Below are 24,783 nucleotides of genomic sequence, written 5' to 3'. Positions count from 1 at the left end.
TGTTTTGCTGAGAGAAAATTCAACCGGAGTAGCAATGCACGACAGCGAACTGATGGCCCACTGTCGTGCGGTGGGGCTTAGCGGATGTGGTGGTGTTGCAGGCGTTCGCCGCGGTAAAAGTTCAGCACACACCAGCCGAGGGCGATCAGCGCCAGCGGTGCAGCGACAAAACCGATGTTGCCCATGCCCAGATGCCGGCTGACCTGGTTACCCAGCAGCGCGCCGCCGCCGATACCAAAGTTGTACAACCCGGAGTAGATCGACATCGCCACGTCGGTGGCGTCCGGCGCCAGGTTTAACACCTTGGCCTGCATCGACAGGCCAATCGCCATAATGGCCATGCCCCACACCGCAAACAGCAGCGTCAGGTGATTTTCATTACCGGATGCCGGCAACAGCAGCAGCAGGCTCAGCATCAACAGCGCGATGGCGCCGATAAAAAAGCCCGACGGAAAACGTTCGCTGAAGCGGCTAAACAGCAGGCTGCCAATGATACCGGCGGCGCCGAACAGCAACAGCATCAGGGTGGTGAAGTTTTCCGACAGCCCGGCCACGGTCTGAATAAAGGGTTCGATATAGCTGTAGGCGGTGAAATTCGCCGTCACCACGATGATGGTCAGCATATACAGGCTGACCAGCGCCGGACGCTTAAACAGCATCGGTACGCTGGACAGTGAACCGGAATGCTCGCTTTTCAGCACCGGCAGCAGACGCCAAAGCAGCACCAGCGCCAGGGTGGCGCAAACCGCGATGCCGATAAAGGTCATGCGCCAACCGAGGATCTGACCAATCACGCGGCCCAGCGGCAGGCCGAGCACCATGGCCAGCGCGGTACCGCCCGCCAGCAGACTCAGCGCCTGCGCCTTTTTGCCCGCCGGGGCGACCCGGATCGCCAGCGAGGCGGTGATCGACCAGAATACCGCGTGGGCCAGCGCCACACCTGCACGGGAAATCACCAGCGTGGTGAAGTTCCAGGCCACGGCGGTCAGCACATGGCTGGCGATAAACAGTATGAACACCCCGATCAGCAGCTTGCGCCGTTCAATTTTGCTGGTGAGCAGCATACACACCAGAGAGGCGGAGGCGACAATCCAGGCGTAAATGGTGATGATCAAACCCACTTGCTCGGTTTGCATTGAGAAACTTTTGGCGATGTCGCTCAGCAACCCCACCGGAATAAATTCGGTGGTATTGAAGATAAAGGCCGAGACGGCAAGGATGACCACGCGCAACCAGGCGGTTGAGCGAGATACCTGGGTTTGTTCCATGTTAAACGGGATCCGGACAGGTGCGGGAAGTAGCGATATTTTAACCAACTGGCGGGGTAAATGCGATATAGATCACACTTTTATTGGCCTGTTTTTTTCGACAGTCTTTTGCCGCGCAAAGGCCTGCAAACCTGCAGGCCTTTGGCAGAAATAAACAGGCGTTATTGGCTGATGCAGCGTTGTAACGCCTCAACCGAGGTATTAATACCGGCATCGACCGACATGGTCAGATCTTCCATCTCCAGCGAGACCCAGTCGTTGTAACCCATCATGCGTACCACCGAGAAGAATTCCTTCCACCACTGCAAATCCTGCCCGCACCCAACGGCCACATAGTTCCAGGCACGTTGTGCAACCTGTTCCACCGGCCGGGTTTCCAGCAGCCCGTTGACCGCCACTATCCCCCTTTCCAGCCGCACATCTTTGCCGTGCACGTGGTGGATCGCGTTCCCCAGGCGCCGTACGACGGCAATCGGATCGGCCCCCATCCAGATCAGATGGCTGGGATCGAGGTTCAAGCCCACCATCGGCCCCACCGCGTCGCGCAGCCTGAACAGCGTGTCCGGGTTCCACACCAGCATCGAGCTGAAATTTTCCAGCGCGAACTTCTCTATGCCGAACGCCTGCGCCTTATCCACCAGCTTCTGCCAATACGGGATCGCCACCTCGTTCCACTGGTAGTCCAGGCAGTTTTTCAGCGTCGGCGGCCAACTGACGGTATAGGTGATCCAGTTAGGGATGCTGTCGCCGGGCGCCGCAGGCGGCAATCCGCTCATCATGACGATTTTTTTCACCCCCAGGCCGGCGGCCAGCGCCAGCGTGTTGTCGGTCTCATGGCGGTGTTTTTCGCCCAGCACGCCTGGCTCCAGCGGATTACCGGAAACGTTCAGCGCCGCAATTTTCATGCCGCGGCTTTCCAACGCTGCCATCAGCCGCCGCCGTTTGCCCGCGTCCTGCAACAGCGCCACGGTGTCCAGATGCGGTGCCGAAGACCAGCCGCCGGTGGTCATTTCCACGCCAAACACCCCCAGTTCGCCCAGGCGATCCAGCATGGCTTCAAACGGCAGGTGGCCCAGGCTATCGGTACAAAAAGAAAGTTTCATGCTCTTGCTCCGGGTAAATAGGTTTATTCAAAGGCCACCCAACGGGCGCCCTGGTTGGCGGAACGCACGCAGTTTTCAATCCAGCGTACGCCCTCGATCCCGGCGTCGATATCCGGATACACCAGTTGCGCCAGCGCCTGCCGATCGCCGCGGCGGGTGGCGTCGATAGCCAGAGCAAATTTCAGGTAGATGTTGGCCCAGGATTCGGTCAGGCCTTCGGTATGCAAAGCCCCCAGCCGTTCCCAGGCGTTGCAGGTATCGTCCAGATATGCCATGCCGCGATACAGCGTCTGGTTTGGCTGCCCCTGCACCTCGTAGCGCAGCTCGCTGGGGTTGATGTCGCTCCACTCCAGGCTGGCCTTCGACCCCACGATGCGAATACGCTGGCTACTCATCGCGCCGGCATTCACCGATGAAGCCCACATCCGCCCTACCGCGCCGCTTTCATAGCGCATCATCACCAGCGCGTTGTCTTCCAGCGGCGCACGCGAGGGAATAAAACTTTGCCGATCGCAGAGCAGCTCGCGGATCTGCATCTGCGGCATGACCAATTGGGAGAGATAGTAGGTGTGGGTGGAAATATCCCCCAGCACAAAGCTCGGGCCGGAGATCTTGGGGTCAATGCGCCATTTCTGCGCTTCGCTGAGGCGATCCACTTCGTCCGTGGCATTAAAACCGTGGGTATATTGCAGATCCACCATCCGTACTTCGCCAATCTGGCCGTTGGCGATCATCGCGCGCATTTGCAGCAGCAGCGGGTGGCCGGAGAAACCGTAAGTCACGCCGACGATCAGGTTTTTTTCCGCCGCCAGCGCTTTAATCTCATAGGCTTCCTGGCTGGTGAAAAACAGCGGTTTCTCGCAGATGACGTGCAACCCGGCCTGCAGCGCCGCACGGGTAATTTCGTAATGCGTACCGTTCGGCGTCGCTACCGACACCACTTCAATGCCGTCCTCACGCAGCGCCTCTTGAGCGAACAACGTACGGTAATCTTCATAGCAGCGTTCGGCCGCTACCCCCAGGTTCACGCCAAACTCGCGGCCGCGATCCGGCACGATATCAAACGCGCCGGCCACCAGCTCAAAAGCGGTATTATCCCGTAGCGCCCCGCAGCGATGCTTGTAGCCCACCTGCCCCAACCGCCCGCCGCCGACCATTGCCCAGCGCAGAGGGCGCGCCGTTTTTCTTTCGCCATTTAGCATAGTTGCTCCCGAAACCTTGGATTTCATCGTTTTCGCCGTATTGCACCCGGGTGCAAATTTTAACTGCACCCGGGTGCAAAATTAGGTAGCAACTTGACCGCTCAACAAATGCCACTTGCGATGGACTATTGGAGAGGGTTAAAAATAAGTCAAATGCGCCATAATAAATCTGCCGATCAGGATCACAAAATACCGCTAAAAAGATCCGCTGCGTTGTGCCGATGGCCCGCAGGATCCTCGCGCCGGCGTCGGCAACTCCCGCATTCGACCACGCTGTGCTAATCTGTTGAACCCATACCGTTTTTTCATCACGAGCGAAAGATGATGGCGAAGAAACCCGGCTCCACCCAAGCGCCCGCAGCACGCAAGGCGACGGCCAGCGATGTGGCCGCCCGCGCCGGCGTGTCTAAATGGACGGTATCGCGTGCCTTTACCGACGGCGCGTCGATCTCACCGCAGGCCATGCAACGGGTTCAAACCGCAGCGCGTGAATTGGGTTATCGCCCTAACCTGCTGGCGCGCAGCCTGTCGAAAAAGAGTACCCGCATCATCGGGCTGGTGGCGGACGAACTGAAAAACCCACATATCTTTACGCTGCTGGATGAAGTGACCCGGCAGTTGCAAAGCCGCGGTTATATGGCGTTGCTGCTCAATATCACCTCTGAGCACGATTACGAGTCGGTGCTGACGCTGGCGGACCAAATGCAGGTGGACGGGCTGCTGTTCCTCGGCACGCTGCTCAATGACCGGCTGATCAGCCTGGCGCAGGACATTCACCGTATTCCGCTGGTAGTGCTGTATCGCTACAGTGAAAGCCCCTATATCCAGGTGCTGGCGACCCACGGTTATCAGGCTGGGTTCGACATCGGAGAGTTGCTGCTCCAGCAAGATTACCCGCGTATGGGCTATCTGGCGGGGCCAATCAGCGAATCTACCCAGTTGCGCCGCCTGGACGGTTTCCGTGCCGCGCTGGCGCAACAGCAGCGTGAAGTCAACCTGGTGCTGCAGGCTCCGCACTATCAGCGTATTTGCGGGATGGAGGCCTTTTCGGCCTACCTGGCCGCCACCCCGGCAGAGCAACGGATAGACGCCATTTTTTGCGAGAACGACATTCTGGCGGTCGGCGTTATCGATGCCATACGCGCCACGCCGGACTGTGCGCCGATTGCCGTGGTGGGCTTTGACGACATTGAGCAGGCGGCCTCCCCCAGCTACCAGCTAACCACTTACCGCCAGCCGATGCAGCAGCTGATAGCCGATGGCATTCGCTGCCTGACGCAGGCCTTCGAACCCGGCGGACAACGGCTGTATACCGGCGAATTGATCGTCCGGCAATCACATCTAAAACAACCCTAAGACGGCGAGAAATCGGCTCACTGCTATTGAGGTCACTATGTCAGCTATCTACGATTGGTCTGTGCTTGCTCTTCGCCGTATTTACGATCGCCGCATCAGCAGTTCACCGGTCCTCGACAGCAACCGGCTGTTTCCCGACGCCCAACGCTTTACCGCTCACTGGCAGCAGATACGCGAGGAAGCGCTGACCGTAGCGCAAGATCTGCGTAATATCCCACGTTTTCACGAGATCATGAGCGAACAGGCGTCGATCTCCGCCAACGACGCTCGCGACTGGCGGATGTTTATCATGCAGGCCTATGGGCAGCCGATAGCGCGCAACCTCGCCCGTTGCCCGCAGCTTGCACAATTGATCGCCTCTTCCCCGGATGTGCTTTCAGCCTCATTGTCGTTCCTGGCACCCGGCAAACAGGTGCCCGCGCACCGTGGCCCATTCCGCGGCATTCTGCGCGGCTATCTGGTGTTGTCGATGCCCAAACGCGCCGACGGTGAACCCGCTGCGGTGTTGAAAGTCGACGGGCAAGAGTACCGGCTGAACGAGGGGGAATTTATGCTGTGGGACGACACCTTCGAACACGAAGTGTGGAACGACAGCGACCAGGTGCGCACCGTGTTGTTGCTGGATATCCGCCGCCGCGATTTGCCACGCGGCCTGCGGATCTTGTCCAGTGGCATCATCGCTCTGGTACGGCTGAACGTGCGAGTGATCCAACGCCAGTTTTAAGCGCCGCCCAGATAAGCCTTCCTCACCTCCTGATTGCTTAACAGCTCCGCGCCGCTGCCGGTCAGCCGGATTTGCCCGTTGACCATCACATAACCGCGATCGGACAGCTTGAGCGCATGGTTGGCGTTCTGCTCTACCAGGAACAGCGTCATGCCGCCACGGGTCAATTCGCGCAGAATGCTGAAGATCTGTTTGACGATAATCGGTGCCAGCCCCAGGCTCGGCTCATCCAACAGCAGCAGCTTCGGGCGGCTCATCAAGGCTCGGGCAATCGCCAGCATCTGCTGTTCGCCGCCGGACATGGTCATCGCCCGCTGGTTGCGCCGCTCCTTCAGGCGTGGAAACAGCTCGAACATGCGCTGCAGGTCTTCATCCACATAGCGATTGCCGACAGTGATGGTGCCCATCAGCAGGTTTTCCTCCACGCTCATGTCCGGAAAGATCCGTCGCCCCTCCGGCGCCTGGGCGATACCGCTGCTGGCAACATAATGGGTAGAACGCTGGCTGATATCCTCTCCGCGAAACAGGATCTGCCCGCCGCTGATGCGCGGTTGGCCGAAGATCGACATCAGCAGCGTGGACTTGCCCGCGCCGTTGGCGCCAATCAGCGCCACCGTTTCCCCTTCATTGACCTGTAACGAGACCTGCTGCAACGCCTGGATCGGGCCGTAAAACACGTCCACATTGCGAAATTCCAACATCACATTGCTCATCCCGCCAGCTCCTCTTCATCCGCGCCAAGGTAAGCGGCGATCACCGTGTCGTTATGCTGTATTTCTTTCGGCGTGCCTTCGGCGATCACATCGCCATGGTCGAGCACAATCACCCGATCGGAAATTTCCATCACCATGCCCATATCGTGCTCGATCAGCAGCACCGTGATGCCGTGGTGCTGACGCAGGAAACGGATAATGCGGCTCAGGGTCGCCGTCTCCACCGGGTTCAGCCCGGCGGCGGGTTCGTCAAGGCAGATCATCTCCGGCGTGGTGCACATCGCCCGGGCGATCTCCAGCCGCCGCTGCTGGCCGTAGGACATCTCCCCCGCCAGCCGGTTGGCGCAGTCCACCAGCTCCACCACTTCCAGCCAGTAAAAAGCGCGATCCAGCGCCTGGCTTTCCGCCCGGCGATAGCCCGGCGTATTGAGCACCCCGGCGACCAGATTACGGTTGCTGAGCATGTGCTGCGCCACCAGCAGATTCTCCACCACCGACATTTCGCGAAACAAACGGATATTCTGGAAGGTGCGTGCCAGCCCGGCGCGATTGACCAGATGGGTCCCGCCGAACATTTTGTAGTACAGGCGCGATCCCAACCGCTTCGGGTTTACCCAGTCGCCGGCGCGAAACTTCTGCCCCAGCACCTGGATCACGTCGGTTGGCCGTTTGTGGGTGTTAAGCAAGATGGCGCCGCCGGTGGCGCGGTAAAAGCCGGTCAGGCAGTTGAACACCGTGGTTTTGCCGGCGCCATTAGGGCCGATCAACGCGGTGATCGAGCCACGTTCGACCGCCAGATTCACGTCGTTGAGCGCCTTGATGCCGCCAAAATGCATCATCAGATGCTCAACCTGCAAGATTGCGTCGCTCATGGCGCCACCCCCTTACGCGGCGCAAAGCTGGTTCGGCTGATCCGCACCAGCCCACGCGGTCGCCAAATCATCATCGCCACCATCAGCACGCCAAACAACAGCACGCGGTACTCTGCGAAGCTGCGCAACAGTTCCGGCGCCACCGTGAGCACGAACGCCGCCAGCACCACGCCAATGGTCGATCCCATCCCGCCCAGCACCACGATCGCCAGGATCAACGCCGATTCGAAGAAGGTAAACGAGGTGGGGTTGACGAACCCCTGATAGGTGGCGAAAAACACCCCGGCCAGCCCGGCGGTGGACGCGCCCATCATAAAGGCCGACAGCTTGACCAACACGTGGTTTAAGCCGAGCGAACGACAGGCGATTTCATCCTCGCGCAGGGCTTCCCAGGCGCGGCCGATCGGCATGCGCGTCAACCGGTGCTTGATATACAGCACCAGCAGCACCACCAGGAACAGCACCGCATAGATAAAGATAAATTTCAGGTTAGGGTTATAAGTGATGCCGAGGAATTCATGAATCGGCACGCCGCCGTCCTTCGCGCGTCGGCCAAACTCCAGGCCAAAAATCGTCGGCGCCGGGACCGAGACGCCGTTCGGCCCGCCGGTCAGCGACATCCAGTTGTTCAGCACCAGCCGGATGATCTCGCCAAACCCCAGCGTGACGATCGCCAGATAGTCACCGTGCATACGCAACACCGGGAACCCCAGCAGCGCGCCGGCCAGCGCCGCCATCAGCGCCCCCAATGGCAACATCGCCCAGAACCCGAGGCCGAGATACTGGTAGCCCAGCGCCAACCCATAGGCGCCAATGGCGTAGAACGCCACGTAGCCCAGATCGAGCAGCCCGGCGAGCCCGACAACGATGTTCAAGCCCAGCCCGAGCAGCACGTAAATCAGCCCCAGTATCGCCACCGTCAGCAGGTATTTGGTGGCGACAAACGGAAACAGCAGCGCGATGACCGCCATTAACGGAATAATCCAGCGCAGGCTGGTCTTGGCGCCGATCGGCCGGACATACACCCCGTCGTTACCGCCGTCAAAGCGCGTCAGCAATTTACGGCCCGGTGTGGTTTGCAGAAACAGGCTCAGTAACAGCCGCCCGGCCATCACCACCGCGATAATCCACACCAGACGGTGCGGCTCGAAGTTAAAGCTGTAACCGTTCAGAACGATGCCGACGATCGGCCCAAACACGATCAGGGCAATCAGCCCGGCCAATACGGCGTCCAGCAGGCTGCGCTTAACGTTCAGCCCTGGGTGAACCTCAGAGTGCGACATAAGTTTTCCCCTCAAACCTTAGCGACCATTGGCCGTCCGAGCAGGCCCTGAGGGCGGAAAATCAGGATCACCACCAGCAAACCGAAGGAGAACACGTCTTTGTAATCCGAGTTCACCATGCCGGCGAACTGCGCCTCCGCCACGCCCAGCAGCAGGCCGCCCAGCATCGCGCCGGGTAACGACCCTATGCCGCCCAATACCGCGGCGGTAAAGGCTTTGATGCCGATGATAAAGCCGACGTAGAAATCGAAGGTGCCGTAGTTCATGGTGATCAACACCCCCGCCAGGCCGGCCATGGCGGCGCCGATCACGAACACCAGGGAAATGACCCTATCGGTGTTGATGCCGAGAATTGACGCCATTTTGCGGTCTTGCTGAGTGGCGCGACAAATGCGCCCCAGCCGGGTGTGTTGAATGATGTAAGTGAGGATCGCCATGCCCAGCAGCGACGCGAACAAGATAAACACCTTGGTGTAGGTGATTTGAATCACCCCGCCGTCAAAGTTGAGGCGGAACACTCCATCCAGCAGGGTTGGGATCCCTTGCTGGCGTGGTCCCTGGCTAATTTGCGCGTAGTTTTGCAGGATCAGCGACATGCCGATTGCGGAGATCAAAGGGGCTAAACGGGTAGAGTTGCGCAAGGGTTTGTAGGCGATACGTTCGATCACCCAGCCATACACGCCGGTGATCACGATGGTAAACACCAGCGTACCGAGGATCAGCAGCGGGAACGACTGCAGGCCGAAAAACGACAGCAGCGCCAGCCCGATGGCGCACAGGTAGGCGGAGATCATATACACCTCGCCATGGGCGAAGTTGATCATGCCGATAATGCCGTAAACCATGGTGTAGCCGATGGCGATCAGGCCATAAACTGCGCCGAGCGTCAGGCCGTTGATCAATTGTTGCAGAAAGAAAACGTCCATAATGAGCAGTCTCGCCTGGTGGGACCGCAAGCAACAGCAGGCGCGGCCCAAGGGAAGAATCGGCGCGGATCCGCAGCACATGCGGATCCGCTTGCTGGTTAATCCTCAATGGATTTCAAACTGCAGCCAGGCGGCAAGTACGTGAATCCCCAGGAGCTTAGGTCCACTAAGTGACTGGGGTGAACGTAGGCAGCCAACAACGCTGCGGCTTGAAAGACGCCGAGGATTGTTTAGAGTTGGTGATATTTGCCTTTGTCGTCCCACTGATAGACCACGTAATCCGATACCTTCAGGTCACCTTTCTTATCCCAGGCCTTTTTGCCCATCACGGTATCCACATCATGAGATTTCAACCATTCGCTGGCCTTGGCGCTGTCTTTGCCGCCGGTGGCGTTAAAGGCCGCGGCGATCGCCTGAATAGAGGCGTAGGAGTAGAGGGTGTAACCTTCCGGCTCGAAACCGCTGGCGCGGAATTTGGCGATCACCGCCTTGCCTTCCGGGATTTGACGCGGGTCGTTACCGAAGGTCATCAGCACGCCGTTGGTGTACTGCGGCCCGCCGGCAGCGGTCACCAGCTCTTCGGTCACGATACAGTCGCCGGAGAAGAACTTGGCGGTGACGCCCTGCTCACGCATCTGGCGCACCAATGGTCCGGCTTCTGGGTGGCAGCCGCCGAAATAGACCACGTCGGGTTTAACCGAGGCAATTTTGGTCACCAGCGCGTTAAAGTCTTTTTCACCGCGCGACAGCCCTTCATACAGCACCTCTTTCACGCCGCGCTTGTTCATTTCCGCCCTGGCGGCATCCGCCAGCCCCTGGCCGTAAGTGTCCTTGTCGTGGATCACCGCGATACGCTTGGCCTTCAGGGTATTCAGCATGTAATTGGTGGCGATCACCCCTTGCTGATCGTCACGGCCGCACATGCGGAACATGTTGGTCATGCCGCGCTCGGTGATCTGCGGGTTGGTAGAGCCAGGGGTGATGGCGATAATACCGGCTTCGTCATACACCTCGGAGGCCGGCATGGTGGAGGATGAGCAGAAGTGTCCCACCACCGCTGCGACCTTGTCCTGATCGACCAGGCGGTTGGCGACCGAAACCGCCTGTTTGGGTTCACAGGCGTCATCCCCCTGCACCAGCTTAATTTTTTCCCCTTTAATCCCGCCGGCGGCGTTGATATCCGCTGCCGCCTGCGAGGCACCACGCCAGTACTGATCGCCATAGGTCGCATTCGGCCCGGAGAACGGCCCGGCGACGCCGATAACGATATCGGCCTGAGCATAAAAAGCAGAACCTAAACAACCGATAAGCAGAGCAGCGAGCGGACTTTTAATCAATTTCGATGACATTGTTGTATTCCTCAGCACTGTTTTAGCGAAACGCCCAGAGGCGTGGAGCAGTCACTTTATGTGTAGACGGGGAAAATAATTTGCGCGAGAGCGCAGTCGCATTACCCGAATTTAAGTAAGCAAAAATCCAGCCATTGTGACGGCCAATACATATTTTCTGTTTATTCATCCTACATATCAGAGGGAAAACACGGGGCAATCACTGCGCTCAGGTGGCTCTGTGGGGGGCTCTGGTGGCAATTGTGCGAAAAAACTTCTCGGCGATGTTGGCCACATGCAAATCAACCGCGAGATCCTTCGCACCGTAAATGTGCAAAGGCCGGTGCAACATCACGCCAGGGGTTTTACAGTGATAATCAGTGCTGACAGGGGGGATAAATGCCGAAAAACAACGCAACATGTTCATTCCGACAGCAAACGCACTTTTTTCGCAGTTTAGTGCTTTGACAAAGCCGCACCACCCCGCTATTATTCGCCCCGTTCACACGATTCCTCTGTAGTTCAGTCGGTAGAACGGCGGACTGTTAATCCGTATGTCACTGGTTCGAGTCCAGTCAGAGGAGCCAAATTCTTATTTTCATGCCACTTTGCGAATCCCTATATGATTCGAATTCAATGAGTTAGCGTGAAAAGTCTTCCCGATGCATTTTCAGTTTTCCCTCCGCATCGGGAGAATTTGGTGGTCAGATTTGGGGTCAAGTTGGTTCGATGACGGAGTGACCCCCAAATGTCTCTTAACGACACAAAAATCCGCAACTTAAAACCATCCGAAAACCCCTTCAAAGTCTCCGACTCGCACGGTCTATACCTTTTGGTCAATCCAGGCGGTTCACGTCTCTGGTATCTCAAATATCGTATCGATAGAAAAGAATCCCGCCTCGGTTTAGGGGCCTATCCCGATGTTTCTCTGGCTTATGCCCGACAACAGCGTGACGGTATCCGCAAGCTGCTGGCGCAGAATATCAATCCAGCACAGCAGCGCTCTGCTGAAAGAACCCCTTCCACACCAGAAAAAACCTTCAAACATGTGGCACTGGAGTGGCATAACAGCAACCGGACATGGTCAGAGAACCACGCAACCCGCCTGCTTGCCAGCATGAACAACCATATCTTCCCGATAATTGGACACCTGCCGGTCACAGAACTGAAAACCCGCCATTTCATCGACCTGCTGAAAGGGATTGAGAAAAAAGGTCTGCTGGAAGTCGCAGCACGTACCCGGCAGCATATGTGCAACATCATGCGTCATGCCGTACATCAGGAGTTGATAGAGAACAATCCGGCAGCAAATCTGGACGGTATCATCGCCCCTCCCATTAAACGCCACTACCCTGCCCTTCCGCTGGAGCGACTGCCGGAACTGTTGATTCGCATTAAGGACTACCAGCAAGGACGAGAGTTAACCCGCCTGGCCGTATCACTAACCCTGCACCTTTTCATCCGTTCCAGCGAACTGCGTTTCGCCCGTTGGTCTGAGATCGATTTCAAAAATAGAATCTGGACCATTCCTTCCACTCGCGAATCCATCCCCGGTGTCCGCTACTCTGGGCGTGGTGCAAAAATGCGTACTCCACATATCGTTCCACTCTCCTGTCAGTCTATTGCTATTCTGAAACAGATACGGGAAATATCCGGGCATCAGGTGTTGGTATTCCCCGGCGATCACAATCCGTATAAACCGATGTGTGAAAACACGGTCAACAAGGCGCTACGCCTGATGGGTTATGACACAAAAGATGAAATCTGCGGCCACGGGTTTCGGGCAATGGCCTGTAGTGCCCTGATGGAGTCTGGGCTGTGGCCGCAGGATGCGGTTGAACGGCAGATGAGTCACCAGGAGCGTAACAGCGTTCGAGCGGCTTACATCCATAAAGCAGAATATCTCGATGCCCGTAAAGCGATGATGCAATGGTGGTCGGATTATCTGGATATGTGCCGGAAAGAGTATGTGCCGCCTTATATTTGTGGGAAGGAAATCAGTTACACAATGAGATAGCCCTTCTGACAAAATAAACCTCAAAAAAAGCCGTATCAGTCTGTACTGGTACGGCATTTTTCTGGCTTTAATTCGGAGAAATTGTTAAGCCGTTTATGAGCATCTTCAACCGGATTAACTTGCGTGAATCGAAAGTGTGAGGTCCTCTTCTTATACAAAACTATTCACGGAAACGGCTTAGGTCTGTTATGAGCTGGGAGAAACGGACGTTACCTGCCTGTTCAATTTGATGATACAGGGGAGATCCCAATTATCGATTCAATCCGCACAGCCAGGTCGCTAGCACGGATTCTTTCTTAATTTTCCCTCCAGTTATACACTTTAGTTATTCTGTCCAGCGCCAACCATCCGGCAGTGGCAAGGCCAAATTGGTGGCAGCAATCTAGGGTTAAGCAGTAGCAAAACTGCAAAGCCTGCTATGTTGTATATTCTAGTGACAAGTCGAGCTTTAAGGGGTTTATATGAGCAAGTCGCTTGAAGCAATCCTTTCGGTACGCCGCGCGGAAGAAGATGAAGCAGAATTAGTGCGTGAGATAGTGTGTGCTGCCTATTCCAAATGGATTTCGGTTATTGGTCGCGAACCGACGCCCATGACGGCTGATTTTAACAAAACCGTCCGTGAGCATGATATTAATCTCGCTATTGTCGCAGGGGAAGTTGTCGGCCTGATCGAAGTATGGCCAGGTGCCGATCATTTCTGGATAGAAAATATAGCGGTCCATCCGCACTGGCAGGGAATGGGGATCGGGCGTACATTGCTGGCGCATGTTGAAAGTAAGACTGCTCAATCGATGCTTGGGGAAATCCGCTTGCAGACGAACGAGGCGTTCGAGGCGAACATCGCACTATATACAGCGCTCGGATATAAAATCGATAGACGTGAACCGTTCAAAGGTGGCACGACCGTTTTTATGAGTAAAAAACTGACCACGGTATAAAGTTCTCTTGGATAATTTTAACGTTGGTTTCTGACTCTGATCTGCCCGGTGAAGGATTAAGGGCAGTTATCAGCGAAAACATTTATTTTTCAAGTAAATTTTAGCGATCAGTACATTTTTGAAATTTAAAATCATGTAAGTAAGTTTAATTTGAAGTCTTTCCTAATTTTATTGAATGCCAACTCACAAAGATATTCAGCTTCCTTGGGAGTTTCTGCGATAGAAAATATAAATCCTATCATCGAGTTTTTGTGTATCACCTCACCTGACCTAGCAATTATTCTCGATTCAGGAATATCTGGCAAGTTATCTTTAATCCAGTTTGGTGTAAAATCTGAAGGTAAAATTTGCTCAGCATTGCTGAACAAACATAAAGAACTAACAGCTGTATTTTTTAAAGCTTTAGGTGGAACTGTAGGTTGACCTGCAAAAATATTTAACAAGTATTTATAAATATTTTCACCACCGGTTACATTTCTATAAATTACTTCTAAAGGCCCTCCCATAATTCTTGGGTTTATTTCAACTAAAATAGGCTGACCATTTTGAATTATCAACTCGACATGCGCCATACCCAAATCTAAACCCAGTGCATCAACAACAGATTCAGCATATTTAGTTACTTTTTTGTAAAGATCTTCAGATATGCCACTGGGCATCCCAGAACCTAGTTCGAAAGCATCATTCAATAAACTACGTTTTCTAGAGGTAGTCATAAATGCTTCAGACTTATTACCTAAACAAGCAACTTCAACTGATATAAGCTCACCATGTATATATTGTTCGATCAAAAAACCGCGTTCAGTTATAAAGTCTTTTTTATCTGAGAGCAAAGACTTCAAGGTATATCGAGCTTCGTCGTAATTTTTTACGATGAATGCGTTCAGGCTGAGTTTGCCAAATGAAGGTTTAATTACAGCAGGATATTTCCCAGTGTACTTATCTAAGTCGTCAAGTGTAACTAAAATCTCGCAAGGTACTGATGCTATATAGTTTGATTTTATTATTTTCCGACAAATAAATTTATTCCTGCAGTTCATTAGCGCGGTGTAATTAGTTGACTTAATATTTAATTTTTTGGCAATCCAGGTCGCAAGTTCTGCCGTTAAATCCTCTAAAGGTAAAATAAAGTCAAAAGGTTTTTTTATATGAAGTTTAGCAATTATATCTAAAATATAATTTTTATCCTCTAAATGAGGAACTGATATTATTTCATTGGATTGTTGAGTCAGCGAAATATTTTCAGGGGTTTTAGGCCAAGGAGAGTAGTCGTCAATTTGGACAAAGGTAACATCAAACATCATGCTTTTAGCTGTGGGGATAGATTTTAAGCCAGATTGATTTGATTCTATAATTAATATATTCATTGATTCACCTATGAATTAGAAAACACCCTTCCCAAAGAAGTAAATGCTTCAATAAGTTCTGGTTTTGGAATTGCAAAAGAAACTCTAATGTGGCTTTGGTCAACACCAAACGCTTTACCTGGGGATACAACAATTTTATTTTTTTTTAATAATTCGTAGAATGAAAAATCTTCAATCATAGATGATCTCATAGTATTTTTTAACCATATAAATACTCCCCCACGCGGATACATAATAGGAGAAACACCATGCTCATAAAGGATGCTTAGTGCTAAATTCATATGTTCGTTTAGTCTTTCCCTAAGAATCATTAGGTTAGTTTCGTAGCCAGAATTCAAGGCATTGAATGCACGTACCTGTCCACTTATAGGGGCACTCATTGATAGAATCCAATGCTGTTTCATAATGTTGCGAATTACCTCACTATCTCCGATTAAATATCCAACACGTTCTCCAGCTAATTGCAGTGTTTTAGAGAAACTTTTTACAATAACCATTGTATTATTTCTTGTTTCCGAAGCATAGAATGGCCTGCGAGTTTCATAGAAAATATCTGAATATACTTCATCTGAAATAAATAAAGCATTCTTTGCAGTTGACTGTTCTATAGCAGTAGATACTAATTTTTTATTTGGAACCATCCCTGTTGGATTATGTGGAAAGTTCCAAATTATTGCTTTGTAATCTACTTCGGCTAACTCAGAAATAGAGTCAGTTAACTCTATTTCTGAGTTACAGTTGTAAAGATAAGGTGTAAGTCCGAATCTATTTATCAGGCTTAAATAGGGAGGGTAATAAGGGCGAGGGCACGCTATTACAGAACCGATCGGTAAATGTGAAAATATAGAGGCTAGAGCCATAGAGGCGCCAGTTGTAACGGCCACTTCTGAAGGTGAAACTTTGTGGAGTGCTGCTAACGCATCACACAAATATGGTTGACCAAATGGATTGCCATATCTTGAAAAGATAGAGCTTTCATCATTTTGATCTAAAACTATGTGTCCCAAACTGAGATCATACATCTTGGCAGCCCTCTAAATGTAAAAAAGATATACCACATTCGTCGATGGGAATTTCACAGTAAAATTTATTACTATGATGAAGTTTATCAATAATTTTTTTGTAATTTAAAAATACATTTTTAAATTTAGCGACTGAGCAATCATGTGCAAGTATAAACTTATTGCTTGGTGGCTTCTCTAAGATTGACTTAAGTAACTCATTATAATCATCTTTTCCGTTTAATGGGTTGTCAATATCGATGAAATATATACTGCTTTTGCCATCATCTTCCGTAATAAACTCTTTGGCATCCATTAAGATATGTTCTATATTTGAATTTTTATTGATCTTATTAAAGTTTTCGGTTGAAATATTTAAATATTCCTCATTAATATCAACACAACTTAACAAGATATTATTAGAACCTTTATTTGTTTTTTTATGATAGTCTTGCGCGCCACAAAGGATCCATGCTGATGCATAACCCGTATAGCTTCCTAAAGATATGATTGATTCAGGGACAGTTATCCAACCAAATGCGTAAAGAAGCCTACACATAGCAGGAGTTATAGTTGTTGAAAGAATATTAAAGTTTTGATTTATCTCTTTTCCGGCAGAAGAAAAAAAGGCCCAATCTACAGATTGATTAGAAGAGATCCTCAACCCATCATTGGATAAGTTTTCCAATAGTCTATCAATAATACCCTCAACTGTATTCATTAGATTCGCCTTATAGCTCTATTGATTTAATCAGTTGTACTAGAGCATTCAAAATAAGAATTTCTGAAGTTTCAAGATCAAAAGATGCGGAGCGCGGATTAGGAATAGGTATAATCCTTTCTGCCGGTAGCGCACCAGTTGATACAAGTATACTGTATGTTTGTTCAGCCGTCCGTAGTGTGGTCAGATTGTCCGTGCCTACAGAAAAACCTGCAAAATATTTACCTTTAAGAACTGTCTCAGGTTCTAGTGAGTCATAGTGAGCTCCACAAATTAAATCTATAAGATTTTTAAAGCATCCTGATACTCCGCTCCAGTAACCTGGTACTCCCAGAAAGACCCCTTTGGCTTTAACTAGATCAGTTAACAAGTTATTTAAATCTAAGCTATTATAAAGTTTTGTTTCTCTGGCATCAAAAAAAGGCAGGTCCATATCTCTAATGTCATAATATTTAAAACTATCATAATGAGGAGTTACTTTTTCAAGTGCATTGTTTAAAAGTGTGCGTGTTGCACTGTTACCCTGTACAGAAGGTGCAGGTTTTCTAGTTGCATTTATAACAACAATCATCGATGGCCTCATGATTAAGCTATAGCAGGATTAACTAACTGTTTGTTCAGATTACTTACAGGAATATCCTCTAAATCAACCTCGGGTATATAAGCTGGAAGTTTCCATAATGGAGATAATGGTGTGCATGAATTTTTGCTAATTTTATCCTTTATATCGACTACATGTTCATCTAAACCCAAGGAATTTAGCATGTCAAAGTAGTAGTTTATCTCTGAATACTTACCTAAAGCGATTAAGGTGGAAATTACTCCTGTAACATGACTTATAAGTCCAGAGCCCAACCTTGCTGCATATGTTATGTCCAAACCTTCCTTAAATATAAAATATGCTTTGTTATAATTTTGAGTCATAAAGTAATAATAACCAATAAGCCTTTTAACATGATCGGCCATAAATGGACAACTTAATACCTCGTCAGCTTCAATGACTCGAGAAATATGTAGAAAAGCCCCATTGAAATCCTTTGCTCTCATCCTTAAACCGGCCATCCGGTAATTTATTGTCATCTGGCCTCTAGCACTTTGCTGGTCTCTTAAAGCAAAACGTTCAAAAACATTTTCAAATACGCTTATTGCAGCATTATAATCACCGCGCATTTCCATCAAAAAAGCTGCATTTGCCAGTAAATTGAATCTTAGATATGCACTTGCTGGATTTTCAAGCTCGCTTATTAGCCAAAAAGCTTCATTAACAAGCGCGAAGGCTCGTTGATAATCGTCATCATTTTTTGTTTTCTTCCACGATAACGCGTTTAAGAGAGCAATTCCATTTTTTAACCATGCTTGTTCAACTAAAACTTCTGGTGTCTTTGGTACCTGTTCTAGATATCGCATTCCTTTTTCATATTGCGTTAGTGCTAGATTTGAATTGTAGAGGCGTTTGGCGTATATCAACCCAGCCATGTAACAAATTTTAGCTTTTGTGACAGGATCTGAGGTAATTATTTCGGCCTGTTCGGAATAAGAAATAGCTTCTATATAAGAGCCTGTATTAACAGCACTTAAAGACAGCAGTCTTAAAGACTCTGATTTCTCTTGAGGATCTTTCGTACAATCATGAAGTTCCTCAGCCCAATGGAAACAGCCATCATAGTTCTGCATAACAAGCGCACGACTAATATCTAAAACATTTTTTGGCTTTGAAGATTTAAGCACTTTAACAGGCATCGATGTATCATATTTAGCTTGGTAAAGGGGCGGATAGTTAACTTGGGGCTTAATAATCACATGAAAAATTTGTTTTAATAAATTTGATCTTGGAGTTAATTTTGTTGCTAATTCACTATTTTCTAAATAAATTGATCTTGAAACATCTCCTCCGCCCCAATGCCATTTCAACTTTTCTGTATTAGGTAGTAATAATACTGCCCTACAAAGTATTTTCAATGATGGGCGATCAATTTCATCAAAATCTTGAACAATAGCATCAGTTATTTCACTCCCGCAGAGTACCCTGTTCAGTTCTTTAGCAACCTGGTCAATTACAGTTGCCGTATAGACGCTTTCACGACTAATTCTTCTTAATACAGCAAACTGGACAGCATCAGCAGTAAAATTGCTATCGCTTAAAGCAAAATCCTCTGATTGTGAGTCACTTACTGTTCGAACTTGAGAAAGTAGAGCCTGGATACTATCGCGGTATGACGGAAATTGGTTGTAAAGTTGATTTAGTAACGTGATGATAAACGAGAATGTTTCATGGCTTTGCTGCTGTATTTTAAACTCAATCTTTGATTTACTCTCTGGGATATCAATTGGACTTAACCATAATTGTCTCTGCGAAGAAGTACTGAATGGAGCAAGAATTAGCGGTAATGCCTTCATGTCCATCTCCCTTTTAAATCAGTTAGTTATTTAAAGGGGAGATTTCTCTCCCCGAACACAACTACCATGCAATTGCGCGAACAGCCAGATTATCATCGGCCTTAGTTGAAGTACGAGCAGATGCTACCATTTTCTCTAGATCTTTGAGCATTTGTACGGAATTGGAAACGCTTTTTGCAGAAACTTTAGGGTTGTTTTTTGCAGTATTCATAGCAATATTCCTTTTCATAGGTTAGAAAACTTAGTAGTTGTCATTCCTAAAGCACACCCCAAATGAATGCTGGAGTGATTTAGTCTTTCGGGCTGACATATTAACTAATACATCAAAACTTTTTTAAAGTTGTAATTTTTACATTTTAAGATGTAAAGAAATGTAAACAAAATAAATGCCATTAATTATAAGTTATTGTTATTTGCTTTTTCTTCTATCTTGTACATATTATTTTGTTAAACGTTGATCATAGGATGTGATGTAAAATCACTTTAATGATAACTTGCTGTTTTATAAATTTTTTTAAAGGTAGTTAACATTGGAGGCTGAGATGAAAAACAGCACATATAGTCTTAGTTGGGTCTGTGCTGTACTAGGCGCTAGCTCACCAATATCACTTGCTTTGCTCGCTCCTGCTTTACCTGTAATAGCTAAGGCTATATCAGCCACACCAAAAGAAGTTCAAATTTCTACTGCTATTTACTTGTATGTTTTTGGAGTTTCCCAGCTCTTTGTTTATGTTATTGTATACAAGTTCGGTGAAAAAATTTCACTTAAAATTGGTTCGGTCTTGTATTTGTTAGCTACCTTACTAATCTTTGTATATAACAAAATTGAAATACTTTATGTTGTTAGAGCATTACAGGCACTAGCAACATCGATAATCGTTATATCCTCACGTGCAGTTATTAGAAAAAAAATCGATAAAGACTTTATATCTAGAGCATTTTTCATCTCAGGGGTAACTTTCTCCCTATCGCCAATCCTTGGACCAATACTCAGTGCCTTTGCAACTACTAACTGGGGATGGTACTCACCATTCTTTTTACAAATTTTCTTTGGCGTTATTTTCTTGATATTGAGTGTCAGTGCAGTACCTAGTACCGAAAAAGTAAAGTTCCAAACAACCGTCAGGTCAGGTCTTAAATTCATCTTCCTTGATAAATACTTCCTTAAGTACTCATTCGTAGCTAGCTTGGCCTTTGCAGGAATATTTTCTTTTACAGTTCTCGGGCCCTTTATTTTTGAGCAAGACTTACATTTGCCTAGCTATGCCTATGGTTATATAGCACCACTGAGCGCAGTTGGATATTTGATGATTTCAATTATGAATCTCATTATGCCTGGTCTCATAATTTTTAATAAACCATTTCATTTTGGTATTGGTTTTCTACTACTCAGTTCTCTAATTTTGTTATTTTTCGTGTTTCTTGCAGAAGCAACTTTTCTGCTCGAAGCATTTGTATTCAGCGCTTTTTTGTGGAATGCAGGATGCGCATTGATTTTTCCCCCGTCGTTCACAAAGTGCTTGTCAAAATTTCATCAGGATGCGTCCAAAGCTGTATCAGTCTTTGGTTTCCTTCAGTTTATTATTTCTTCAATTGCAACATCTATTGTTTCATTAGTGGTTTTTAAACCGATTTTTACTTTAAGCTTTGCTTTTACAATAATAACCTTTCTCATTGTGATTATTTACTTTACCAACTCTCAAGAAGAGGTGCATAATTGAAAATATTAATTATTGGCGCAGGGTCAATTGGAGTTCATGCAGCCTTAAATTTTATTCATCAAGGTCATACAGTCACAATAGTTGACAAAGTACTGTTAGACGGTTCTTTGGCTGACCAGGTAGAAATCAAAAATTCTTTTTTAGTGATGAACATTAATGATTACAATAATGTTTCAAGAGTATTCCAAGACTTTAGCCCAGAAATAGTAATACATACTGCAGGTGTAATGGACTCTAAAGTTAATTCTAATGCTGTTGCTGCATTACAGGTTAACATTGTTGATTCTTTAAACATTTTCGACGAGTGTGAAAAGAATTCTGTCAAAAAAATCCTATTTACCAGCAGCCTTGCTGTATATGACTTCAATAACCAGAATTTTGATTTCGATGAGTATTCTCCTAAAACATCGACCAATATGTATGGTCTCGGAAAACTAATTTGTGAAAATTACTTGAACAAAATTGCTCTGAGAAGCAATACGAAAACTTTGTCTCTGAGATTTTGTGGTGTTTATGGTGCTGGCGACTTTGTTGGTGGTGCTTGGATGGGCAGATACTTAAAATCTATTGTCCAGAATATTCTTAATGCTTCTTCTGGTACGAAAGTTATAGTTGAGAAAGATGTAATTGGTAATAATGAATATTTATACATCTCTGATGCAGCAAAATCTTTATATCACTTTGCATTTAATGATGCTACAGGAGCTCTGAATATTAGCCCAGGAGAAATTACAAGTTTTCAGGAACTAGTGTCGACACTGCAACAAGTCAGGCATGATATTTGTATTGACATCGTTGGTAGTAAAAAGTGTTCTGTAATTCTTAATAGGAGTAAGCCGTTAAGCACTACCCTTTCTCGGAAATGGGGGTTTGATTGTGATTACAGTTCCTTCGAAAAAGGTTTTAGAGATTATCTTTCATACCATATGATTAATAATGAGGAATGAATTATGCATGTCTTTATTCTTTGCGGCTCCATTTCAGAAAACTCTAAAACTCGCTTATTGATGGAGAAAAGTGATTTCTTCCTTAAAAAAATTGGTGTAACAGTAACATTCGAGGATCTTAGATTCTCTAAACTACCATTTGCCGATCCCGCTTACCATTCCCACCCTGAGGATTATCCCGATGAAAACGTAAGAAATTTTCTTTCACGCTTTAACAAAGCTGATGCTTATTTAATCGGCTCTCCACTTTATCATGGTACTATATCCGGCGTTTTCAAAAATGCGATTGATCATTTAAGATATGATGCTTTTCGTAACAAGGCTGTCGGCCTTATTAGTTATGGAAGCTCTCCTCAAAGATGTGCATTCCCCTGTATCACAATGAATACACTGGTAAAAACCATGTATGGATATCCACTTCAAACCGAAGTTGCTGCATCTAAGTCTGATATTATTGAAAATTCATCTGGCAACATTCGCTTTAGTGATGATGTCATCAAAAGACTTGAAAGACAAATTATTGAACTTAATATAATGAATCAAGTTCTGTCAAAATACTAAACGAATTTATATTACTATTGTAAATTATAATATGAGGAATGAAAAATGGGTTCACATTATCTTGTTGTTGGAGGAACTGGAATGTTATCGGGTGTTGTTGAGCGTTTGATTAAAGACGGAAATATGGTTTCTATCTTATCTCGTGGGGAAGATAATTTTAGGAAATTAAAACTTAATCTTAAGTCAGATAATATATTTCATATTGCCTGTGATTATCATGATGCTGATGCTACTAAAAAAAAGTTAGAGTTGCATACACATAAATTCGGCCTTTTTAACTTCGCAATATGCTGGGTACATGAACCCTCTGATATAGATACTTGTTCTACAATCGCTCACTATACAGAGTGTACTCTTTGGCATGTTGTCGGGAGCTCTGCTGCTGATCCTTCTAAACCTAAAAAATTAGAACAAAATTCAATGTATTTTTCCAAGATGCATCCCAACATTGATTACAGGATCATCATATTGGGATTTATTATTGATAAAGGGCTGATATTCAAATCTTCCAGATGGTTATCTAATTATGAAATTTCTGATGGTGTGAATCATGCTTTAGATAATGACCTTAAAATCACAACTATCGGAACTACTATGCCTTGGACCTTTCGTCCGGCCTTTCATTAGCTTCATCAACATCAATCATGGTCAATATGTAAGCCTAATAATGACGCTCTCACACCCTTTCACCAGCCCCAGAATTAGCTACCACTCTCAGTTAGCGATATCAGTTCCTTCATTTTCTATATTAACCTGACCGGATATTACTGACTTATTTTCATTCACAACTGCCCCGACGAATTCAGGTTATTTTAGCCGAGCATGGCGAAGCCATCTCTTCAGTAGCTGGAGAAATTGAACAGGAAATCTGGGCGAGTCCGGCTTAAGGCGTGACGGTTTTCAGGTTTTTAAGGCTCCACATTTTTCGCGGATTAAGGAGTGAAGAAATGCGGGCCGTAAAAATGAGGCAGCGGACAGAATTATTTTCGCGGGTTAAGGAGCGAGAATAGTTCAGGTACCGCGCCTCACCGGCAAACAGCCGCGCCCACGCGGATTTTGCCGGCCGGGGGGAGCCGAATAAATTTCGCCGCCCCGGCGAGCAAAAAGCTGTCGCCCACGACAGCGGTTTATTTGGGGGGCACAGCCCCGCACACCGTCGCGGCTAAGTCTCCGGCCAAAAGCCGGTAGCGTGGCGCGACCACCCTCTTTAAAGGTCAGCTTCCCTTTTATTCCCGCTGCGAGGCACGAGCAAAGGGAAGAAAAAGGCGAAAGCGACCGTCTTAAAGGGGGTGGTCGCGCGTAGCGGGCGACGGTGTGCCGCCGTTGACGTTGGGGGTTTTGGCGCAGCGTCCAGCCGCGACATTACCCCCATGTGACAGGCCATAAGGGCGTCCAGCCCGCATGTACTGGCGCACGCCGTTTGGTGCAGGGAAGCATGCTTTCCGGTACATGGCCGCAATGCGGCCACCTTCTTTACCCCATACGCTCGCCCCGCCTTTTCGCCCGACACCGTGGGGCGAAAAGGCGGGGCGATGTCATGGGGCGAACTGCTGACGAAGGAGGCATCGTGATTTTGAATAAGCTGACCGTTTCACTGTCGCCGATAGTGAATGGCGCGCTGAGCTTCATGGCTATTATGACCCTGACCCGAAATCCTGCTCCATTCAGAAACAGAATTCCGGCATGATAAACACTCCCCTGAACGGAGGATGTGCCGATGAAAAAGTCACGATTCACCGAAGAGCAGATTGTCTTTGCCCTGAAGCAGGCCGAGCTGGGGACGTCCGTGCCGGATGTCTGCCGCAAGCTGGGTATCTCTGATGCCACGTTTTACACGTGGCGTAAGAAATACGGCGGAATTTCCCCGTCTGAACTCAAACACATGCGGCAGCTGGAAGAGGAAAATCTACGGCTGAAGAGGCTGGTTGCCGATCTGAGCCTGGACAAGGCGATGCTGCAGGACGTGCTGGCAAAAAAGAGCTGACGCTGGCACGCCTGCGCGAATGGGTCAGGGATTTGCAGGCCCGCTACGGTGCCAGCGAAAGGCAGGTCTGTTTTGCGCTGCGGATCGGCCGCAGCTCGTTCCGCTACCGCTCTGTTGCAGCAGACGACAGCGCACTTCGCCTGCGCATTCGCGAGATCACTGAAACCCGGGTGCACTATGGTTACCGCCGGGTACACGTGATGCTCAGGCGTGAAGGCTGACGCGATAACCACATGCTGTAATCTTAATACGATCCCAGTCTGTGATATCTGAGGTGATTGCCATGAAAACTTTCGTTGGACTTGATGTTTCCCAGAAGAAAACAAGCATCTGCGTTATTGACCATAACGGTAA

General features: G+C 48.5%; 22 protein-coding genes, 1 tRNA gene and 1 pseudogene. 10 read left to right on the top strand and 14 right to left on the bottom strand.

Annotated elements, in window-relative coordinates:
- Positions 1–77: 77 nt before the first annotated feature.
- The 3 genes from AAZT04_RS07880 to AAZT04_RS07870 form a co-directional block, all read right to left on the bottom strand.
- Positions 78–1,268 carry a sugar transporter gene (locus tag AAZT04_RS07880; RefSeq protein WP_020827720.1) on the bottom strand — a complete coding sequence of 397 codons (1,191 nt, stop codon included), beginning with the start codon at positions 1,266–1,268 and terminating at the stop codon, positions 78–80.
- A 161-nt stretch (positions 1,269–1,429) separates the two neighbouring features.
- Positions 1,430–2,371, bottom strand: a complete 942-nt coding sequence (locus AAZT04_RS07875) for a sugar phosphate isomerase/epimerase family protein (protein ID WP_434679559.1) — start codon at positions 2,369–2,371, stop codon at positions 1,430–1,432.
- Positions 2,372–2,394: 23 nt separating this feature from the next.
- Positions 2,395–3,573, bottom strand: coding sequence for a Gfo/Idh/MocA family protein (locus tag AAZT04_RS07870; protein WP_048758603.1), 1,179 nt, complete (start codon positions 3,571–3,573; stop codon positions 2,395–2,397).
- A gap of 321 nt (positions 3,574–3,894) precedes the next feature.
- On the opposite strand from AAZT04_RS07870, the gene AAZT04_RS07865 reads away from it, so the two are divergent.
- Together AAZT04_RS07865 and AAZT04_RS07860 are read left to right on the top strand one after the other, a co-directional pair.
- Positions 3,895–4,929, top strand: coding sequence for a LacI family DNA-binding transcriptional regulator (locus AAZT04_RS07865; RefSeq protein WP_434679557.1), 1,035 nt, complete (start codon positions 3,895–3,897; stop codon positions 4,927–4,929).
- Between the two features lie 37 nt (positions 4,930–4,966).
- Positions 4,967–5,653, top strand: coding sequence for an aspartyl/asparaginyl beta-hydroxylase domain-containing protein (locus AAZT04_RS07860; RefSeq protein ID WP_046373111.1), 687 nt, complete (start codon positions 4,967–4,969; stop codon positions 5,651–5,653).
- On the opposite strand, the gene AAZT04_RS07855 is transcribed toward AAZT04_RS07860, so the two are convergent.
- From AAZT04_RS07855 to AAZT04_RS07835, 5 genes are all read right to left on the bottom strand, one after another.
- Positions 5,650–6,366: an ABC transporter ATP-binding protein gene (locus AAZT04_RS07855; RefSeq protein WP_020827725.1), complete on the bottom strand. Its 717-nt coding sequence runs from the start codon at positions 6,364–6,366 to the stop codon at positions 5,650–5,652. The genes AAZT04_RS07860 and AAZT04_RS07855 overlap by 4 nt on opposite strands.
- On the bottom strand, positions 6,363–7,238 hold the full coding sequence (locus AAZT04_RS07850; RefSeq protein ID WP_044552471.1) for an ABC transporter ATP-binding protein: 876 nt from the start codon (positions 7,236–7,238) through the stop codon (positions 6,363–6,365). Before AAZT04_RS07850 ends, AAZT04_RS07855 begins: the two co-directional genes overlap by 4 nt.
- A complete protein-coding gene (gene livM, locus AAZT04_RS07845; protein WP_115058463.1) occupies positions 7,235–8,521 on the bottom strand; it encodes a high-affinity branched-chain amino acid ABC transporter permease LivM in 1,287 nt (428 codons plus the stop codon). The genes AAZT04_RS07850 and livM overlap by 4 nt, the downstream gene beginning before the upstream one ends.
- An 11-nt stretch (positions 8,522–8,532) precedes the next feature.
- The gene (locus AAZT04_RS07840; protein WP_020827728.1) at positions 8,533–9,447 is read right to left on the bottom strand and encodes an ABC transporter permease subunit; all 915 of its coding nucleotides are present in this window, start codon (positions 9,445–9,447) and stop codon (positions 8,533–8,535) included.
- A gap of 230 nt (positions 9,448–9,677) precedes the next feature.
- Entirely contained in the window at positions 9,678–10,796 is a 1,119-nt protein-coding gene (locus tag AAZT04_RS07835; RefSeq protein ID WP_020827729.1) for a branched-chain amino acid ABC transporter substrate-binding protein, read from the bottom strand.
- A 490-nt stretch (positions 10,797–11,286) separates the two neighbouring features.
- Between AAZT04_RS07835 and AAZT04_RS07830 the strand changes: the two genes are divergently transcribed.
- The 3 genes from AAZT04_RS07830 (at position 11,287) to AAZT04_RS07820 (ending at position 13,730) form a co-directional block, all read left to right on the top strand.
- Positions 11,287–11,362 (top strand) — tRNA-Asn (locus AAZT04_RS07830).
- 161 nt (positions 11,363–11,523) lie between these two features.
- Positions 11,524–12,792 (top strand): tyrosine-type recombinase/integrase, encoded by a 1,269-nt coding sequence (locus AAZT04_RS07825; RefSeq protein WP_434679552.1) that lies wholly within the window; start codon positions 11,524–11,526, stop codon positions 12,790–12,792.
- 461 nt (positions 12,793–13,253) lie between these two features.
- Positions 13,254–13,730 (top strand): GNAT family N-acetyltransferase, encoded by a 477-nt coding sequence (locus AAZT04_RS07820; protein WP_153376540.1) that lies wholly within the window; start codon positions 13,254–13,256, stop codon positions 13,728–13,730.
- A gap of 131 nt (positions 13,731–13,861) precedes the next feature.
- Here AAZT04_RS07820 and AAZT04_RS07815 read toward each other — a convergent pair whose 3' ends face one another.
- The 6 genes from AAZT04_RS07815 to AAZT04_RS07790 form a co-directional block, all read right to left on the bottom strand.
- On the bottom strand, positions 13,862–15,097 hold the full coding sequence (locus AAZT04_RS07815; RefSeq protein ID WP_434679549.1) for an ATP-grasp domain-containing protein: 1,236 nt from the start codon (positions 15,095–15,097) through the stop codon (positions 13,862–13,864).
- Positions 15,098–15,105: 8 nt separating this feature from the next.
- On the bottom strand, positions 15,106–16,119 hold the full coding sequence (locus AAZT04_RS07810; RefSeq protein WP_153376542.1) for a pyridoxal phosphate-dependent aminotransferase: 1,014 nt from the start codon (positions 16,117–16,119) through the stop codon (positions 15,106–15,108).
- Positions 16,112–16,819 (bottom strand): hypothetical protein, encoded by a 708-nt coding sequence (locus AAZT04_RS07805; protein WP_153376543.1) that lies wholly within the window; start codon positions 16,817–16,819, stop codon positions 16,112–16,114. Before AAZT04_RS07805 ends, AAZT04_RS07810 begins: the two co-directional genes overlap by 8 nt.
- A gap of 10 nt (positions 16,820–16,829) precedes the next feature.
- Positions 16,830–17,390, bottom strand: a complete 561-nt coding sequence (locus AAZT04_RS07800; RefSeq protein ID WP_194286523.1) for an NAD(P)H-dependent oxidoreductase — start codon at positions 17,388–17,390, stop codon at positions 16,830–16,832.
- 14 nt (positions 17,391–17,404) lie between these two features.
- Positions 17,405–19,216, bottom strand: coding sequence for a hypothetical protein (locus tag AAZT04_RS07795; RefSeq protein WP_434679546.1), 1,812 nt, complete (start codon positions 19,214–19,216; stop codon positions 17,405–17,407).
- Positions 19,217–19,277: 61 nt separating this feature from the next.
- Complete coding sequence (locus AAZT04_RS07790) at positions 19,278–19,427, bottom strand: hypothetical protein (RefSeq protein ID WP_153376546.1); 150 nt, start codon at positions 19,425–19,427, stop codon at positions 19,278–19,280.
- Between the two features lie 331 nt (positions 19,428–19,758).
- Here AAZT04_RS07790 and AAZT04_RS07785 point away from each other — a divergent pair, with 331 nt between their 5' ends.
- The 5 genes and pseudogenes from AAZT04_RS07785 to AAZT04_RS07765 form a co-directional block, all read left to right on the top strand.
- Positions 19,759–20,937, top strand: coding sequence for an MFS transporter (locus AAZT04_RS07785; protein ID WP_153376547.1), 1,179 nt, complete (start codon positions 19,759–19,761; stop codon positions 20,935–20,937).
- Positions 20,934–21,884, top strand: a complete 951-nt coding sequence (locus AAZT04_RS07780; RefSeq protein ID WP_434679543.1) for an NAD-dependent epimerase/dehydratase family protein — start codon at positions 20,934–20,936, stop codon at positions 21,882–21,884. Before AAZT04_RS07785 ends, AAZT04_RS07780 begins: the two co-directional genes overlap by 4 nt.
- A 3-nt stretch (positions 21,885–21,887) precedes the next feature.
- Complete coding sequence (locus tag AAZT04_RS07775) at positions 21,888–22,445, top strand: NADPH-dependent FMN reductase (RefSeq protein ID WP_250981260.1); 558 nt, start codon at positions 21,888–21,890, stop codon at positions 22,443–22,445.
- 45 nt (positions 22,446–22,490) lie between these two features.
- Complete coding sequence (locus tag AAZT04_RS07770; protein WP_153376550.1) at positions 22,491–23,072, top strand: hypothetical protein; 582 nt, start codon at positions 22,491–22,493, stop codon at positions 23,070–23,072.
- Positions 23,073–24,162: 1,090 nt separating this feature from the next.
- Positions 24,163–24,647: pseudogene (locus tag AAZT04_RS07765) on the top strand (transposase); the annotation flags it as partial.
- Positions 24,648–24,783 lie beyond the last annotated feature (136 nt).

Source organism: Serratia sp. Je.1.23.a (genome assembly GCF_051129805.1).
In the GTDB taxonomy this organism is placed as follows: domain Bacteria; phylum Pseudomonadota; class Gammaproteobacteria; order Enterobacterales; family Enterobacteriaceae; genus Serratia; species Serratia liquefaciens.
Note: the sequence above shows the minus strand (reverse complement) of the source record. Positions and strands in the feature narration are given on the sequence as shown.